Source organism: Bacillus sp. es.034, from assembly GCF_002563655.1.
Classification (GTDB): domain Bacteria; phylum Bacillota; class Bacilli; order Bacillales; family Bacillaceae_B; genus Rossellomorea.
This window is the reverse complement of sequence record NZ_PDIY01000001.1, coordinates 1,773,770-1,789,492: the sequence shown is the minus strand read 5'-3', so window position 1 is coordinate 1,789,492 and position 15,723 is coordinate 1,773,770. Positions and strand designations below refer to the sequence as shown.

Annotated in this window: 18 protein-coding genes; 6 read left to right on the top strand and 12 right to left on the bottom strand. The window is 45.5% G+C overall.

All coding sequences use genetic code 11. The features are described from left to right. Positions 1-53: 53 nt before the first annotated feature. Both ATG71_RS09060 and ATG71_RS23085 read left to right on the top strand, forming a co-directional pair. Positions 54-1,547, top strand: coding sequence for a peptide MFS transporter (locus ATG71_RS09060; RefSeq protein ID WP_098439303.1), 1,494 nt, complete (start codon positions 54-56; stop codon positions 1,545-1,547). Between the two features lie 112 nt (positions 1,548-1,659). Then, complete coding sequence (locus ATG71_RS23085; RefSeq protein ID WP_142953465.1) at positions 1,660-1,938, top strand: hypothetical protein; 279 nt, start codon at positions 1,660-1,662, stop codon at positions 1,936-1,938. A gap of 111 nt (positions 1,939-2,049) precedes the next feature. Here ATG71_RS23085 and ATG71_RS09055 read toward each other — a convergent pair whose 3' ends face one another. Next, a complete protein-coding gene (locus ATG71_RS09055; RefSeq protein ID WP_098439302.1) occupies positions 2,050-2,574 on the bottom strand; it encodes a DUF84 family protein in 525 nt (174 codons plus the stop codon). A 106-nt stretch (positions 2,575-2,680) separates the two neighbouring features. Continuing rightward, positions 2,681-3,754, bottom strand: a complete 1,074-nt coding sequence (locus ATG71_RS09050; protein ID WP_098439301.1) for a M42 family metallopeptidase — start codon at positions 3,752-3,754, stop codon at positions 2,681-2,683. A gap of 232 nt (positions 3,755-3,986) precedes the next feature. Here ATG71_RS09050 and ATG71_RS09045 point away from each other — a divergent pair, with 232 nt between their 5' ends. Next, positions 3,987-4,301 carry a PepSY domain-containing protein gene (locus ATG71_RS09045; protein WP_079532853.1) on the top strand — a complete coding sequence of 105 codons (315 nt, stop codon included), beginning with the start codon at positions 3,987-3,989 and terminating at the stop codon, positions 4,299-4,301. Between the two features lie 42 nt (positions 4,302-4,343). On the opposite strand, the gene ATG71_RS09040 is transcribed toward ATG71_RS09045, so the two are convergent. Continuing rightward, on the bottom strand, positions 4,344-5,186 hold the full coding sequence (locus ATG71_RS09040; RefSeq protein ID WP_098439300.1) for a YtnP family quorum-quenching lactonase: 843 nt from the start codon (positions 5,184-5,186) through the stop codon (positions 4,344-4,346). 119 nt (positions 5,187-5,305) lie between these two features. Continuing rightward, entirely contained in the window at positions 5,306-5,947 is a 642-nt protein-coding gene (gene trmB, locus ATG71_RS09035) for a tRNA (guanosine(46)-N7)-methyltransferase TrmB (protein ID WP_098439299.1), read from the bottom strand. Between the two features lie 239 nt (positions 5,948-6,186). Here trmB and ATG71_RS09030 point away from each other — a divergent pair, with 239 nt between their 5' ends. Continuing rightward, positions 6,187-6,465 (top strand): YtzH-like family protein, encoded by a 279-nt coding sequence (locus tag ATG71_RS09030; RefSeq protein ID WP_098439298.1) that lies wholly within the window; start codon positions 6,187-6,189, stop codon positions 6,463-6,465. A gap of 1 nt (position 6,466) precedes the next feature. Here the strand turns inward: ATG71_RS09030 and ATG71_RS09025 are convergent, their stop codons facing one another. From ATG71_RS09025 to thpR, 4 genes are all read right to left on the bottom strand, one after another. Continuing rightward, positions 6,467-7,240, bottom strand: a complete 774-nt coding sequence (locus ATG71_RS09025; RefSeq protein ID WP_034765627.1) for a phosphotransferase family protein — start codon at positions 7,238-7,240, stop codon at positions 6,467-6,469. Positions 7,241-7,432: 192 nt separating this feature from the next. Continuing rightward, positions 7,433-9,571, bottom strand: coding sequence for a type I pullulanase (pulA, locus tag ATG71_RS09020; RefSeq protein WP_098439297.1), 2,139 nt, complete (start codon positions 9,569-9,571; stop codon positions 7,433-7,435). 228 nt (positions 9,572-9,799) lie between these two features. Beyond that, on the bottom strand, positions 9,800-10,747 hold the full coding sequence (locus tag ATG71_RS09015) for a nuclease-related domain-containing protein (RefSeq protein ID WP_098439296.1): 948 nt from the start codon (positions 10,745-10,747) through the stop codon (positions 9,800-9,802). 23 nt (positions 10,748-10,770) lie between these two features. After that, a complete protein-coding gene (thpR, locus tag ATG71_RS09010) occupies positions 10,771-11,322 on the bottom strand; it encodes an RNA 2',3'-cyclic phosphodiesterase (RefSeq protein ID WP_179886498.1) in 552 nt (183 codons plus the stop codon). 165 nt (positions 11,323-11,487) lie between these two features. Here thpR and cysK point away from each other — a divergent pair, with 165 nt between their 5' ends. Beyond that, positions 11,488-12,417, top strand: coding sequence for a cysteine synthase A (cysK, locus tag ATG71_RS09005; protein ID WP_098439294.1), 930 nt, complete (start codon positions 11,488-11,490; stop codon positions 12,415-12,417). Positions 12,418-12,465: 48 nt separating this feature from the next. On the opposite strand, the gene ATG71_RS09000 is transcribed toward cysK, so the two are convergent. From ATG71_RS09000 to ATG71_RS08985, 4 genes are read right to left on the bottom strand one after another with little or no spacing between them, the layout of a single operon-like run. Continuing rightward, positions 12,466-12,741, bottom strand: a complete 276-nt coding sequence (locus ATG71_RS09000) for a hypothetical protein (RefSeq protein ID WP_098439293.1) — start codon at positions 12,739-12,741, stop codon at positions 12,466-12,468. A 20-nt stretch (positions 12,742-12,761) separates the two neighbouring features. Beyond that, on the bottom strand, positions 12,762-13,610 hold the full coding sequence (dat, locus tag ATG71_RS08995; RefSeq protein ID WP_098439292.1) for a D-amino-acid transaminase: 849 nt from the start codon (positions 13,608-13,610) through the stop codon (positions 12,762-12,764). Positions 13,611-13,634: 24 nt separating this feature from the next. Continuing rightward, positions 13,635-15,041 carry a dipeptidase PepV gene (gene pepV, locus ATG71_RS08990; RefSeq protein WP_098439291.1) on the bottom strand — a complete coding sequence of 469 codons (1,407 nt, stop codon included), beginning with the start codon at positions 15,039-15,041 and terminating at the stop codon, positions 13,635-13,637. Next, positions 15,019-15,204, bottom strand: a complete 186-nt coding sequence (locus ATG71_RS08985) for a hypothetical protein (protein ID WP_098439290.1) — start codon at positions 15,202-15,204, stop codon at positions 15,019-15,021. The genes pepV and ATG71_RS08985 overlap by 23 nt, the downstream gene beginning before the upstream one ends. Positions 15,205-15,436: 232 nt before the next feature. Here ATG71_RS08985 and ATG71_RS08980 point away from each other — a divergent pair, with 232 nt between their 5' ends. Then, a complete protein-coding gene (locus tag ATG71_RS08980) occupies positions 15,437-15,658 on the top strand; it encodes a DeoR family transcriptional regulator (RefSeq protein WP_034765604.1) in 222 nt (73 codons plus the stop codon). The last annotated feature ends 65 nt before the right edge of the window (positions 15,659-15,723 follow it).

Genomic DNA, 15,723 nt, shown 5'->3' with positions numbered 1-15,723 from the left:
GACTTTAAGAAAATATTAAAATATTATAGTAAAAGAATAAGGGAGGTAGTAACATGTCATCAATGAATAAACAGAAAATTGTGGATAGTGTCCCTCAAAAAGGTTTCTTTGGACATCCGAAGGGATTATTCACTTTATTCTTCACGGAATTTTGGGAGCGCTTTTCCTATTATGGAATGCGTGCCATCCTCGTATTCTACATGTACTATGAGGTTTCAAAAGGTGGACTGGGTCTAGAGGAAAGTACAGCTTTAGCCATCATGTCCATATACGGTTCACTCGTGTATATGTCCGGGGTCATCGGAGGCTGGTTGGCTGATAGGATATTCGGAACTTCGAAAGCCGTCTTTTACGGTGGAATATTCATCATGTTTGGTCACATTGCTTTATCATTTCCAGGGAGCTTATCTCTGTTCTTTGTTTCAATGGTATTGATTGTTATCGGAACAGGTTTATTAAAACCGAATGTTTCCACTGTTGTAGGTGAAATGTACAGTGAAAATGATACCCGTCGTGATGCGGCATTCAGTATTTTCTACATGGGAATCAACTTAGGTGCATTCATCGCTCCATTGATCGTAGGTAGCCTGATGGAATCAAAAGGTTTCCACTGGGGATTCGCAGCTGCCGCAATCGGTATGTTCTTAGGTCTTGTCGTATTCATGTTAACGAAGAAAAAGAATTTGGGCCTTGCAGGTACGTATGTACCAAACCCGCTTAATGCCCGTGAAAAGAAGAAATACGGTTTAATCGTAGGTGCAGTCGTAGTTGCTTTGGCTATCATCTTAGGCACTACAATTCCAGCAGGTTTATTCACACTGGACGTATTCATCAATATCGTCGGGATCTTCGGAATCGTCGTTCCAACCATCTACTTTATTGTGATGTACTACAGTCCGAAAACAACGGCAACGGAACGTTCAAGAGTACTAGCTTATATTCCATTATTTATTTCCGCAGTGATGTTCTGGTCGATCCAGGAACAAGGGTCTACTATCCTTGCTGCATATGCAGACAAGCGTACACAGCTTGATTTCATGGGGATTTCCATCTCTCCTGCATGGTTCCAGTCTCTGAACCCATTATTTATCATCCTGCTTGCACCAGTATTTGCATGGATGTGGGTGAAATTGGGTGACCGTCAGCCATCCATTCCGAAGAAATTCTCATTCGGACTATTGTTTGCCGGTTTATCTTTCTTAGTGATCCTGCTACCTGCACAAATGGGTGGAGAAGGTTCACTTGTTAATCCATTATGGCTTGTGCTAAGTTACTTCATCGTTGTTCTTGGTGAATTATGCTTATCACCCGTCGGTCTGTCAGCGACAACGAAGCTTGCTCCTGAAGCATTCTCAGCTCAAACAATGAGTCTTTGGTTCCTGGCTTCTGCCGGTGCACAGGCTCTGAATGCACAGCTTGTCCGCTTCTATTCACCTGAAAATGAAACCGTTTATTTTGGTTCAATCGGTGGAATGGCCATCGTTCTGGCTATTATCCTATTCCTCATCTCCCCTATGATTCAACGGGCGATGAAAGGTGTAAAATAGTGGATAAATCCCCCTGAATTCATTCAGGGGGATTTTCTTTCTTCAAAAAAAGAACCCCGTTAGAAACGGAGTTCGATCCTTTTTACCAGAATAGATTACAGAAGCAGTTTCTGTGTCTTTTTTTGCATCCGCAATCTCGATGTCTATCTTCATCGCCTCTTCTGCCTCTGCAGCCTCTGTTACGGTCTTCTGCTCCTCTTACATTGTCTCTATCGCATCCGCATCTTCTACGATCATCATTTGTCCCAAACAAGTTGCATCTTCTTCTGTCTCCAAAAAGGAATTTATCCCAGTCGCAACAGAAGCGGTCGTCACGGCGATTATCACGACGATCATCATCGCGGCGTCCGCCAACTCGGTCGTTACAATAGTTGCATCCCATAAATTCTAACCTCCTTAGAAAGAATTTATCAGATAAAGAAAGTCTGATATACTCCATCCTATGAAGGACTGGTGAATTTGGTATGGGCCAAGTACCTTTGAAGGACATATATACCTAAGATTATTTTGTCCGGTATTGCCACTGCCCAACCAGGAGCTGAACGACGTGCAGGAACATCGTTTCCCTTGTGACGAGTCCATTGGTGAATATCCCTACAGCCCCTTCTTTCTTTCTGATTCCCGTACGCTGGGTATACTTATCCATCAAGGGTCCGAGCTCTTTCCCTGCTTTTAACTCCCGGCTGATCTCGTTTGGCAGGGAGATTCTGGCACCACCACCGATGATTTCATTCCCCTGCCGGTCGACAAGCGCCCCCCAGTTACAGACGAACATTCCGTAGAGGGATTCTGATACTCCCCCTTCAAGGCCGATCCCTGCGTCACTATCTGTTGCCTTGAGAACATTTTTTGCCCGGTTCAATGCCCCTTCGATCGTCTCCTGATCGGTCATGGGCTGTTCACTTACATGGGAGTGGGTTTTCAGGTACTGAAACTGAACCTCCTTGTATTGCTCCTCGAACGCTTTTTGTATCGCTTGCACCTTCGCTGGATTCGTTGTTCCGATTGCTATCTTTAACAAATTCATACCTCATTTCTAAAAAGGCAAGACAAATGCCTTTTTTCTCTCTACAAAAAAGCTGTCCCAACTCGTATATGAATGAGACAGCCCTTTGCTATTTTTTTAGTCGTGATCAACCATTGGATTTAATGGTTTCGATGGTCGAACGGTCGCACTCTTTCACTAACTTGACAATCAGCTCTTTGGCTGCCGCATAATCATCTACATGAATCATGGACGCATGAGTGTGGATATATCTCGAACAGATGCCCACTACCGCACTCGGTACGCCTTCATTGGACATGTGTACTCTTCCGGCGTCTGTCCCGCCTTGTGAGACAAAGTACTGATACGGAATGTCGTTTGACTCTGCTGTATCCAGAACAAATTCCCTGATTCCCCTGTGCGTGACCATGGAACGGTCGAGAATGCGGAGCAGGGCCCCTTTTCCAAGTTGACCAAATTCATTCTTGTCACCTGACATATCATTTGCAGGACTCGCATCGAGTGCAAAGAAAATATCCGGATTGATCATATTGGCTGCCGTCTGGGCACCGCGAAGTCCAACTTCCTCCTGAACTGTCGCACCGGAGTAAAGGGTGTTGGGCAGGTTCACTCCCTGAAGCTCTTTTAATAATTCAATGGATAATCCGCATCCATAACGGTTATCCCAAGCTTTGGCAAGGATCTTCTTCTCATTGGCCATCGGGGTGAACGGACAGATCGGTACAATCTGCTGACCTGGTTTGATTCCGATTTCACGTGCATTTTCCCGGTCATCCGCACCGATATCGATGAGCATATTCTTGATGTCCATCGGCTTACGGCGCTGCTCTTCCCCCAACAGGTGAGGCGGTATGCTTCCAATCACACCTGTCACCGGTCCGTTATCCGTCATGACCTGAACCCGCTGAGCGAGGAGTACCTGGCTCCACCAGCCGCCGAGGGTCTGAAAACGGATCATTCCATTGTCTGTGATCGATGTAACCATGAAGCCCACTTCATCCATGTGCCCGGCAACCATGACAACGGGATCCTGCTCGCTGCCTTTTCTCACGCCGAATACTCCGCCCAATCGATCTTGCACGATTTCATCAGAGTACCGGGATAATTGTTCTTTCATAAATGCCCGGACCGCATGCTCATTACCGGGAGATCCCTGTAATTCAGTCAATGTCTTAAATAACTCTAACGTATCTTGTTTCATGTCTTATGCCCCTTTTATATAAAATCTGCAGTATGTATAATCTTATTTTACAGAACTTTCGCACCTCTTACCACCTATTGAGAGTAAAAGCAGTTCTCTTTTTTCTGTTTTCTTTGATAGAATGTACCTAAGGATGACAAATTATCGATCATTGCGGGCAAGGCTTGTATGGACTAAGTTGGACAGTCCGAGGCTTCCGGCACGTGAAATTAGCCTGTGGAGGGAATAAAGGATGAACTGGAAATCTTTCGTATTTGGACTGGGAATCGGAGCAGCTGGCGGATATCTGCTTAAAGAAAAGCTCGATGATTCCCGCCTTATTTCTGCTGAAAAAGTATTAAAGGACGTCAAGCTTTCTTTCAAAAAAGAGGGCAGCATCGATGGTTCATGGATCGGGATGAAACCCGAAGACTATCAGAAGCACTCCGTCAGCACCAAAGTGTATAAAGGCGGTATATCAAGACGGAAAGACGGCGAGCTTGAGCAGTATGAGTTCGTAGCCGACGCTTATACCGGTACCGTTGTGGATGTATATCCTTTAGCGTAAAAAAATGGGATGATCCCGATTCACTCCGGGATCATCCTTTTCTTATTTTTCCCTCATTACCTTATCCATGATTTCCCCGTCCCTGTTCCACTTGATGCCTCTATAAACCGCATCGTGATAGAAAAGGAACCAGTACTCTTCTTCAATCGCTTTCCCTATCCATTTTTCTTTTGCCCCGATGGATGTCATCGGATAGTCATCATAAGCGAGTACCCATAATGGATTTTTGTGTGCATGGGTCGGCATAATATCTGCCATATGAATGAATGTCTCTCCGCCATGCTCTATGATGATGATCGAATGGCCGTCACTGTGACCTCCGGTGTGGACCATCTTGATCCCCGGAAGGACTTCCATCTCGTCTTTGAACGTTTCCACTTGGGATTGAATGCTTTCCCAATTTTCCTTCCAGTATGTATTGCGGGAGCGCACATTGGGATTCCTCATCTCATCCCATTCCACCTGAGAAGTGTAGATGACGGCATTCGGGAAGACAGGAACCAGTTCCTCCCCCTCAACCTTCGTCAATCCGCAAGCATGGTCAAAGTGCATGTGTGTCATCAAGACTACATCAATGTCGTTTGGCGTAAGGCCAAGGGATGAAAGGGATGCTTCAATATCCGATTCTTCATGCACACCGTAATTGCGCTTTTGTTTATCATTCAGCTTCCCTTTGCCGATACCCGATTCGATCAAGACATTTTTCCCTTCCCACTGAAAGAATAGCGGATCGGTTCGCAATTCGATCTGGTTGTATTCATTGACTTCATACTTCTTGGACCACAGCGGCTTTGGAACCACTCCAAACATGGCTCCCCCATCCATGTGAGTCACGCCGCCGTTCAACCAGTGTATCGTAAGATCTCCAACCTTCAACGTTTCCATCCTGACTCCTCCTTTGTTCATACTCCTTCATTTTATCAGAATACATGGACAACTTATAGGCGGATGCCTCGGCAAACAAAAAACAGCCCTCGCGAATTCACAGGGCTGTCTTCTTATGATCAATTTTGAAACTGGGCTTCGACGCGGTAGATTCTTTGCCCTTTGGCTGAGAATTTTTCTTCATACTCTGTCATGATATTGCCTTCGAATTCACTGTTATGAAGGTCGAGACTTAAGAAATTCAGATGAAGTCCGTACCATGAGAAACTCTTTAGGGAGTACTCGAATAATCCTTGATTATCTGTCTTAAAGTGGATTTCCCCGCCTTTGACCAGGATTTGTTCATAAATGGATAAGAAGTCCTTGTATGTCAGGCGGCGTTTTTCATGGCGGTTCTTCGGCCAAGGATCAGAGAAGTTTAAATAGACCCTGTCCACTTCCCCTGCTTCGAAGTATTCCGTGAGATTCCTTGCATCGACATTCAATAGCTTAACGTTCGGAAGTTCTGCTTCAATCAGGCGATCAAGAGCCGTCACGATGACACTTTCATATAACTCGATTCCTATATAATTAACGCCCGGATTGGCCCTTGCCATCTCCGTGACGAATTGACCTTTTCCTGTCCCTACCTCGATATGGATCGGGTTATCGTTCCCAAACTCTTTGTTCCATTGACCTTTTTTCTCCTGGGGTTCTGCCACAACATACTGTGGATGATCACTGATTTTCTCAGAAGCCCATGGTTTATGACGTAAACGCATGTAGACACCTCATTTTTTATTATCGAAAAAAACCATACCATGACTCCCCGTCCTATGCAAGAGCCAAAATGGAATTAATGGAACGCCCGCGTGGAGGTCCGTCCCTCAAAAAAGGGCGCATAATTGAAAAAGGAATTCACACACTAGTAGTGAATTCCTTTTCGGATCTGGTCATTTGAAAGGACCTTAGGATGTACGTGTTTCATTCAACCATACGAAAAATGAAAGGGTGTACTTGGATGCCTTTAAATTCACAGAATCAAATGCAGTTGTTATCAGATATATTAAGCAATCATTCGACTGATTGCTGCGGTTCGGTTTCGGAATGTGAGCAGGTTGAACGGCTGGTCAAGTCATTGATGGTCAATGCCGATATTCATGAAAACGTCAAACCCGTTCTGCAGGAAATTTATCAGTACAGTCAAAGCGGGATTTCCTCATCTGATTTATCGAACCATATTACGACGAATAAACAAAACCTGTCCCAATGGGTCACGGATATGAACAGCTACTCCTGATTCATATCACCTTGTGTAAATATTGAATCCAATGATTCATTTCGTGGAAACGAGCTTTCCCTTTATGCCATTGGATGGATAGGATCGTCTGAGCCACCACATACCATTTCATGCGCAGCTTCAAGTTATCCGTTAGCTCCGCACCATACTGGGTCAGCCAGCTTTCCCACTGATCCTCAGGGATATACCAGTATAACAGCAAGCCTACATCAAAGGCCGGATCTGCAATCATCGCTCCGTCCCAGTCAATTAAATACAACTGGTTGTAATCTGACAGCAGCCAGTTGTTATGGTTGACGTCTCCGTGACAGACCACATATTCGTCCTGCTGTACTTCCATAAGCTCCTTTTGAAGAAAGGAAAGCGCCTCTCTGATGACAGGCAATGAAAGAAGATCGAACTCGAGTCCCGTCTCCACTTCCGTCAGCATATGCTCCGGTTGAAACGGTTCTTTACCAAGTCGCTCGAGCATGGTTGAAAGAGGCTTCGAGGAGTGGATTTTGTTCAACAGCCTCGCCACCCGTTCATCCTTCATTTCTTCAGGCTTTAACTCTCTCCCATTTAACCAGTGTTGTGCCGTGATGACGTCCCCGTTTTCCATTCGTTTTGTCCAAACAAGCTTGGGCACGATTCCTTCTGCTGATAAAACAGCCACAAAAGGGGAAGAATTACGCTTCAGAAATAACCTCTGCTCCTGATACTGAGCAAAGAACGCCTCTCCCGTCGCACCGCCTGCGGGGACTATTTCCCAATCTTGGTCAAATAAGTGTTCCAATATATTCACCTTCTATTGGTCCTTTGTCATGTTTATATGTTCACGTTTATAGGGTCTTTTTTATCATGTTGGTGCCTTATTAAAAAGGTCTAATAAAATAAAAAAGACAGCTATTGGGCAATACAAATCAATAGCCATCTGTTTACGATTTTATCGTCATCTTGCGTTTTCGTCAAGCACTGGAATGAATGGTCACCTTACAAATACATAGGAAGACACCGGCCGGAGGGTGAGGGAAGTCTCCTTCACATCATACAGACCGCTTACGCTTGCCTGATTGCCATCCGATAAACAGATCCATTGTTTTCCTTCAGCGAGTGAATATTCACAGGGTTTTGTATCCGAGTGAAAGACCATGAGGATCTCATCCCAAGGTCCATATGGATGGACATTCTGATAGGTGACATCTACGAGATTCGCCTTGCTGTGGGACACTTTTACATGCTCACGGATCAAATCACCCTTTTGAAACCGGAAGGCCCCGTGACTTTTCCGTATCTGGATAAGGGCTTTCACATACCTGACCACCTCGTCGTATTCTTCTCTTCTCGTCCAGTCCAGCTGATTGATTTCTATGGGTGAGTTATAGCTGTTCTCGATTCCCTTTTTCGTTCTGAAGAATTCCTGCCCTGCATGGAGAAACGGGATCCCTTGAGACAAGAGCACCATCGTGGTCGCTAATTTGTGCCTGGCCTTAAGGGTTTCTTCATCTTCATTCATGCATGCCTTCATTTTATCCCACAAGGTATGGTTATCATGGGACTCTACATAGTTGACGGATTGAGCGGGTTCTTTAAAGAGTCCCCGTTCCCCGCTCTTCATCCCGATGCTGCCGGTGAGGACCAGCTCCACCTTCTGTTCGAGGTGTCCGTGACCGAGTGCAAAGCCTTTATCATACAGATTAAATGTACTTCCTTTAATGGTATCCCTGAACCAATCATTGAATTGTCCGATTCCCTGAAGATGATGGGCATTCCGAAGATTGGCTTTTTGCTGGGGAGGGAGTGGCGTATTCAGATCCCAGCCCTCTCCTATTAAAATGGCTCCAGGTAACACTTTATCCACTTCTTCACGGATCACGGTCATCGTCTTAACGTCCAGGATCCCCATCAAATCAAAACGGAAACCGTCGACACCGTATTCTTTTATCCAATAAAGAATCGAATCGACAATGAACTTCCTTGCCATGAGACGTTCTGAGGCAAAGTCATTCCCTACCCCCGTCCCGTTCGACGGTAAGCCATTTTCATCATGTCGGAAAAAATAGCCGGGCACGAGTTTTTCAAAAGAGGAATGTTCACGGACGAACACGTGGTTGTAGACCACGTCCTGAATGACCCTGATGTTCTCATCGTGCAGGCTTTGGATCACAGCTTTTAATTCCCTGATCCGCTCATATGGATCTTCAGGCTTTAAGCTGTAGCTCCCTTCAGGTGCATTGAAATATAAGGGATTGTATCCCCAATTATAATTCGTATCTGAAGGGTTATCCGTCACACCATCAAAGTCGTTCACGGGAAGCAGCTCCACATGTGTGACACCTAGCTCCTTCAAGTACTGTATCCCGCTTGAAAATCCTTTCGGTGTCTTCGTTCCTTTTTCCGTAAAGGCACTGTACTTCCCCCGAAACTTCATCCCACTCTCTTTCTGGGCAGAGAAATCCCTGATATTCAATTCGTAAATCACGCTATCCGTCGGAGAGGCTAATGGGGCGAGGGGAGCAATCTTTTCCCCCGGATTGATGACACATCCCCATTCACTATTCAATGAGACTGCTTTGGCATAAGGGTCGATCAACTCATCCCAAACGAGATTGATGCACGGGAGGATTGAATAGAAATATCCTTCTATATCGGTATCGACCCGGCATTCCCATACACCGTTTTCCATTCTCGTATACGGGTATTGGATTTCCTCATCATCCGGTGATTTAAGCTTTAACCGAACCTCTGTCGCTGTAGGGGCCCATACCTTGAATACGGTGCATCCATCCTGATACGTCACACCGAGGTCATTTCCATCGTAATAATACCTTTGATCAAATTCTTCGGTCCGTATGACCGCCCCGATCTGAAGGTCCGTCTTTGTCCCATGTTCGTCGACGATTTCATACGAGTCGCCTAGGATGATCTTTTCACTCTGAATGGTCGTCACATATTTCATGGCATCATTCAGGGGGATCTTCTCTTCGATATGAAGAGCGATCTTTTCATCATCCTTGATCAGGGTGAAGTGATTCGAATTGCCTTCATGATAATCGTATGGAAGGATCATGGTAATTACGTTGAATGTATCTAAAAACGCGTCATACTGCCTGCTAATGACTAACACTTCTGCCACCCACTTTTGTTTAACATTTTCCGACTCTCTGCCATCTTTTGAACTGCATTCGTTAAAATGACCGCTACCTTATAGTATTCACTGCATTTCTATTTGCTCCGCTGTTCACGGTTTCCTATCTTTAATCTTTATTAAGGTATATGCCTGTTTTTTATGAAGTAGTCAATCAACCGTTATTTGAAAGAATATACCCTATACGAGTCTTCTCAAAACCGACATCTACTCATCTGACGCCGCTTCTTCCCACTGCAGCCTCTTGAAGGATGTCGTTTGACAATATTCCATAATGGCCTGAGCCGCTTTCAGCTGAACACTCTTGATCGGTGAAGAGCTTGAACGTTGCTGCTGGAACCATTCATGGTGGATCCGTTTGTCCAAAAACTGAATCCCGACTGGGGATTGCGGATAATCTATGTACCCATTCCTGCTTATGACGGCTTGGTAAATGGGCAGTTCCACCCCGGCATGACGGGTGATCTGATGGACGATTCTCTCCATCCTTTTCAACCCGATAAGGGGATTTAACACCTTCTCTTCCCTATCCCCCCATTTTTTCACCCAGAACCGCTCCCCTGAACCGACATAGGCTGTTCCCTCTTCAAACTCGAGAAAGGTCAAACACCATATGCCTGTAGGGGTGATCAGGACCGTTTCCAGTTCGACGGGTGCATTTTTAATTTTCAGGACGGGGTTGTACATGACAAAAATATTATCCGGGAAGCGTTGCAGGAGATACCGTAATCGTTCGTCATAATGGTAGCTGTTATCCACATAGGATTTCTCCGTGATCGTGGAACTCGCCCATCTCAGCTGAAAATCAAATACAAGGTTCAAGAAGGAAGCCTTCAGTTCCTCTTCCGAGTGGATATCCTGACCTGCATCCATGTCCAAATGAAGGTCTTCATCACTGGGCTCCGGAATCACTTCTTCTTCATCTTCCTCCTCTTTCTTCTTAAAAAGGGAAAAGAGCTTGTCTTTCATGGAGTTCTTCTCCTCGTCAGCCCATTCCTGCACTGGTGGTGATGGCTTTGGCAGATCTCCATTCTCCCAATGTTGTTTCATTTTTTCCCATTGCTGCTTTTTTAATCGGACAAATTGGGAAGGATATCTATATAAATCCGTTTCGTATCGTGAAACGTAATCTTGAAGTTTAATCAGCTGTGCCATAAGAATCGGTCCTTTCGTGTCGGTCAATTTGCCTGTAAAGGTATGGTGTGGATGGCTTCATACTTAGGGAGCCGGTCCATGTGGGTTTGATATAATACCACTTCTGTTGCTGTAAACGTATGACACTCTGCAGGCCGGAATCCATTGAGCCACTCTTGGGTAAAGGGATATTCCTCATTCCATTTCCGCCCCACTGTGATATGCGGTGAAAATGGTCTCTGATCCAATTGAAAGCCCGCTTCTTCACTTGCACCATATACAAGGTCCCTGAGACGGTGCAGCATGTTGGAAGGCTCGACCCCCATCCACAGGATCCTCGGGGAATCACCATTACCAAACGTACCAAACCTGCTCAAGGTCAACGGAAAAGAAGGATACCTCAACATCCCCACTTTATCCATGACCGGCCCGAGTTCCTCCGCACTCCCCAAAAAGGCCAGAGTCAGGTGAAAATCCTCCGGGTGGACCCATTTCTTGAACGAGCCCTCAAGCCTCATTGGCTCCATGCATGAATTTATATATTCTTTCGTGCCCTCTGGCAGGGAAAGAGCAAAGAAATAGTGGGATTTCAACATATCATTCGTCCTTTCAGTTATTACTTTCATTTTAGCAAAATGTGTCATGAGAGAGAATGACTAGAAGGAAATGCAACAAAAATGAAATACAAAGCTAATTTATTTGATAAGATTTGTCTGAATTAGTACGATAGAAGAAGAAAGTTTTCTGAAAGGAAGATGCACATGAAAGTTGTACAAAATATCGCAGAATTGATCGGGGACACCCCCCTTGTAAAATTAAATCGGTTAAACCCTGCTGACGGCGCGGATGTATATGTAAAATTGGAATTCTACAATCCGAGTAAAAGCGTCAAGGACAGAGCCGCCTATCAAATGATCGTGGAAGCGGAAAAAGAAGGCTTCTTAAAAGAAGGTTCAACCATCATCGAGCCTACCAGTGGAAACACGGGGATCGGCCTTGCCATGAATGCAGCGGCTCGGGGCTATCGTGCAATCCTTGTGATGCCGGATACGATGACTCAAGAACGTATCAACCTCCTGAAGGCCTATGGAGCAGAAGTGGTATTGACACCAGGGGATGACAAAATGCCCGGTGCCATCGAAAAAGCGAAAGAACTGACAGAGCAAATCCCTAACAGCTTCATGCCCATGCAGTTTGAAAACGATGCGAATCCGGATGCCCACCGGAAAACAACGGCCCTTGAGATTGTTGAGGCCATGAAGCAAATCGGCAAGCCGCTTTCTGCATTTGTCGCAACGGCGGGTACAGGGGGAACGATCACTGGAACAGGTGAGGTCCTCAAGGAGCATTACCCCGAGCTTGCTGTCCATGTAGTGGAGCCGGCGGGATCACCGGTCCTATCCGGAGGGAAACCAGGAAAGCATAAATTGGTCGGTACAAGTCCAGGCTTCGTTCCCGACATCCTGAATACGGATGTGTATGATGAAATTCATAAAATCGAAGACGAACAGGCCTATGACATCGCCCGCCGAATGGCAAGCGAAGAAGGAATCTTAGTCGGACCATCATCAGGGGCCGCCTGTTACGCTGCGATCGAAGTGGCGAAAAAGCTATCACCTGAAGATGTCGTCGTCTGCATCGCCTGCGATACGGGAGAACGTTATCTATCAAGTGACTTATTCAGATTTTAATTAGACGACAAGAGGCTGCCCCATCAACGGGCAGCCTCTTTCTTATGTTCATTTAACGCGATGATAATGTGAGATGAATTGTTCTGGAGAAGATTTGACGACGAACGTCCAGACCCCTTCGATGGTGTGAAGATACAAAAACGTATAGTAAGCGGACAGGGGCTTACTCGTCACATCCATCACATCACTGATGGTGAAGCTTTTCGTAGGTGTGACGATCCGGTCACTGTACAAATAAAGGTGCTCCTCCGTCTCTACCGTGAATTGCTGGTTATCTTCTATTCTTCGTTCGGTCTTCATAAATGGTTGTGAACAAATCAACATGCATTGCCTCCAAAACTGGTTTAACGGACTTCCATCCCTTTTCTTTCATTGAACAGCGACTGAAGCCTTTTCGTGACAGCACCTGGTGTTCCTTCTCCAATTACCTGTCCATCGATTGCGACCACAGGCATCACTTCTGAAGTGGTACTGGCAATGAATACTTCATCTGCTGCCATCAATTCAGAAACGGAAAACGTCTCTTCTTGAAAAGAGATCCCATTTTTACTGCATAGATTTTCAATGACTCTTCTTGTGATCCCATTCAGGATCAGGTTTGTCACGGGATGCGTATAGATGACCCCGTTTTTCACCATAAAGGCATTGGAAGAGGAGCCTTCGGTTACCGTGCCGCCGCGATGCAGAATTGCTTCGAAGTGCCCTTCTGACGCCGCCTCCTGTTTTGCCAGAAGGTTACCAAGGAGATTAAGACTCTTAATGTCACAGCGCAGCCACCTGATATCTTCCACGAGCTTGGCTGTCACACCCTGCTCCATTTGGTGAGCCGGAACAGGGAAGTCCTTCGTATACGCGACGACACTTCCCACTATATCTTCTGAAGGAAAATGATGCTGACGTGCTGATACCCCACGTGTCACCTGTAGATATACGATTCCGTCCCTGACGCCATTGATGTCAATCAAATGAAGGAGTTTAGATGTGAAATCCGCTTCTTCATACGGGATGGAAAGCTTCATTTTTTCAGCGCTTTGATACAGTCTTTCCATATGCTCCTTCATGGTGAATGTGTTTCCGTCATACACTCGGATCACTTCATAAATGCCGTCCCCAAATTGATAACCACGGTCCTCGATATCGACCTTCGCCTTGTCACGATCGATCAGTTCCCCGTTTACAAATACTGTGTTCATCCTACCCTCTCCCCCTTCTCTCTCCTATGATTCACACGCTAATTCATAAATCGCCTGGGCATAAATGGCCGTCGCTTTAAGGAGATCCTCGATATACATGTATTCATCCTTTTGATGGGCAATATCTTCACGGCCCGGGAATAATGCCCCGAAGGCTACGCCGGCTTCGAGACTTCTTGCATATGTTCCTCCACCGATACTCAATAACTCGCCTCTTTCGCCCGTCTGATCTTCATATACCTTTTTCAGGGTCTGTACGAGTTCATCATCTTTGGAAACATGATGAGGTTTGCTATCTGAGAAATTCTCGATGGAATACCCCTCAATGTTCTCGATGATACCCTTTCCTTTATCCATATCAAACGTCACCGGATAACGCATGTTCAAGCCCAGTCTTCCGCCTTCAGCTTCCGAGTAGCGGAGCTTCCCGACATTGATGGTCAGATCTCCCGTAATGTCGTCCGTATAGCTGACACCGAGCTGGATTCCCCTTGAATCCTTGAAGAAATGCTTCGCCGTGAATTCAAAGAACTGTTTCCCTTGAGAGGAAAGTGGCAGCTTTGATAAGAAAGCGGCTAAATAAAGACCTGCATTTTTCCCATTGTCAGGCTCCATGCCGTGTGAAGACACGCCTTCCACCTGGAACACGAGCTCTCCATTTTCGATATAATAGCTTCCTTTGACCCCTTCATCCTTCGTGAAGATTTCAAAGTTCTGCACCCATTTCGTATGATCCTCATCCACAACCAGGATGGCTTTTGCAAAGTCAGGTACCATGTTATACCGGCGGCCGGATTCGAAGGAAAGGACCTTGATCCCTGATTCAGTCACCTGCTCTGGCTTCACCTGTACCAGATCATAATCCGCGATCCCTTTTTCAGCATGAATGATCGGGAAATCCGCATCAGGAGCAAATCCGATCGTCGGCATTTCCTCGTTTTTGAAATAGTGCTCTACGCATCTCCAATCGCTTTCTTCATCGGTACCGATGATCATGCGGATCCTCTTATTGAAGGTAGGGTCCAGGTCCTTGATAATTTTCATAGCATAATAAGCGGCCATGGTCGGTCCCTTATCATCGATCGCTCCACGGGCAAAGATCTTTCCGTCCTTGATCTCACCGCCATATGGGTCGACGCTCCATCCGTCCCCTTCAGGAACGACATCCACGTGGCAAAGAATGCCGAGAAGATCCTTCCCTTCGCCGAATTCCAAATGCCCGGCAAGGTGATCGACGTTTTTAGGAGTGAATCCGTCTTTTTCACCCAGAGTCAACAGATAAGACAGAGCTTCCTTCACACCTTTTCCGAGCGGCGCTTCTTCAGTCGCACCCTCTTCATCCAGCACACTCTTGATCTGAAGGAATTTCTGCAAGTCTTTAAGCAAATCATCTTTCCGCTTCTCCACTTCATTCGTCCAATTGATACTCATACCTACCACCTGCTTTATATGTATTGTCTTCCCCTCCCATTTTATACTGTTTGACGGTGAAATCCAAACAGGGACGATCGACCAAAATCAACTCAGTCCTCACCTGCAGGACGATCATATGGAGGACTAAAGAAAAAATACATAATTTTAGCATTTTCTTCATATTCTAGGAATACACCCAACAAGTTACTAGGTAAATTGTTTGTAAATTTGGACAATATTCTAGAAATTTTGTCGGATTAGGAGTACAATGTAATTGTCTGACATCTTATGAGTTAACTCTATTTGTAGAAAAGGGGTTGTCTAAAGCGCATAGTACATACGGTAGCACGTGAGGTGCACACATGACGCATGTAGTCTTTGCCTTTTTGGAAAAATGATGAGGGAGTGGTTTTTTGAAACCTTCAACCAATCGTATGCTCACTAGAATCAAAGCTGTATACATGTACATCAAACAGAAGGGTACTGTAACAACTCAAGATCTTGTAGACGAATTTGGCATTACTCCTCGCACTATACAAAGAGATCTCAACGTGTTAGCTTATAACGACCTCGTCCAAAGCCCGAGCCGGGGACAGTGGACAACAACAGAGAAGAAAGTGAAGTTGACGTCATAAAACAAACATTGACGGCTACAGACTGAACTTACAAGAACTAATATCGGACTAAAATGACTTAAATA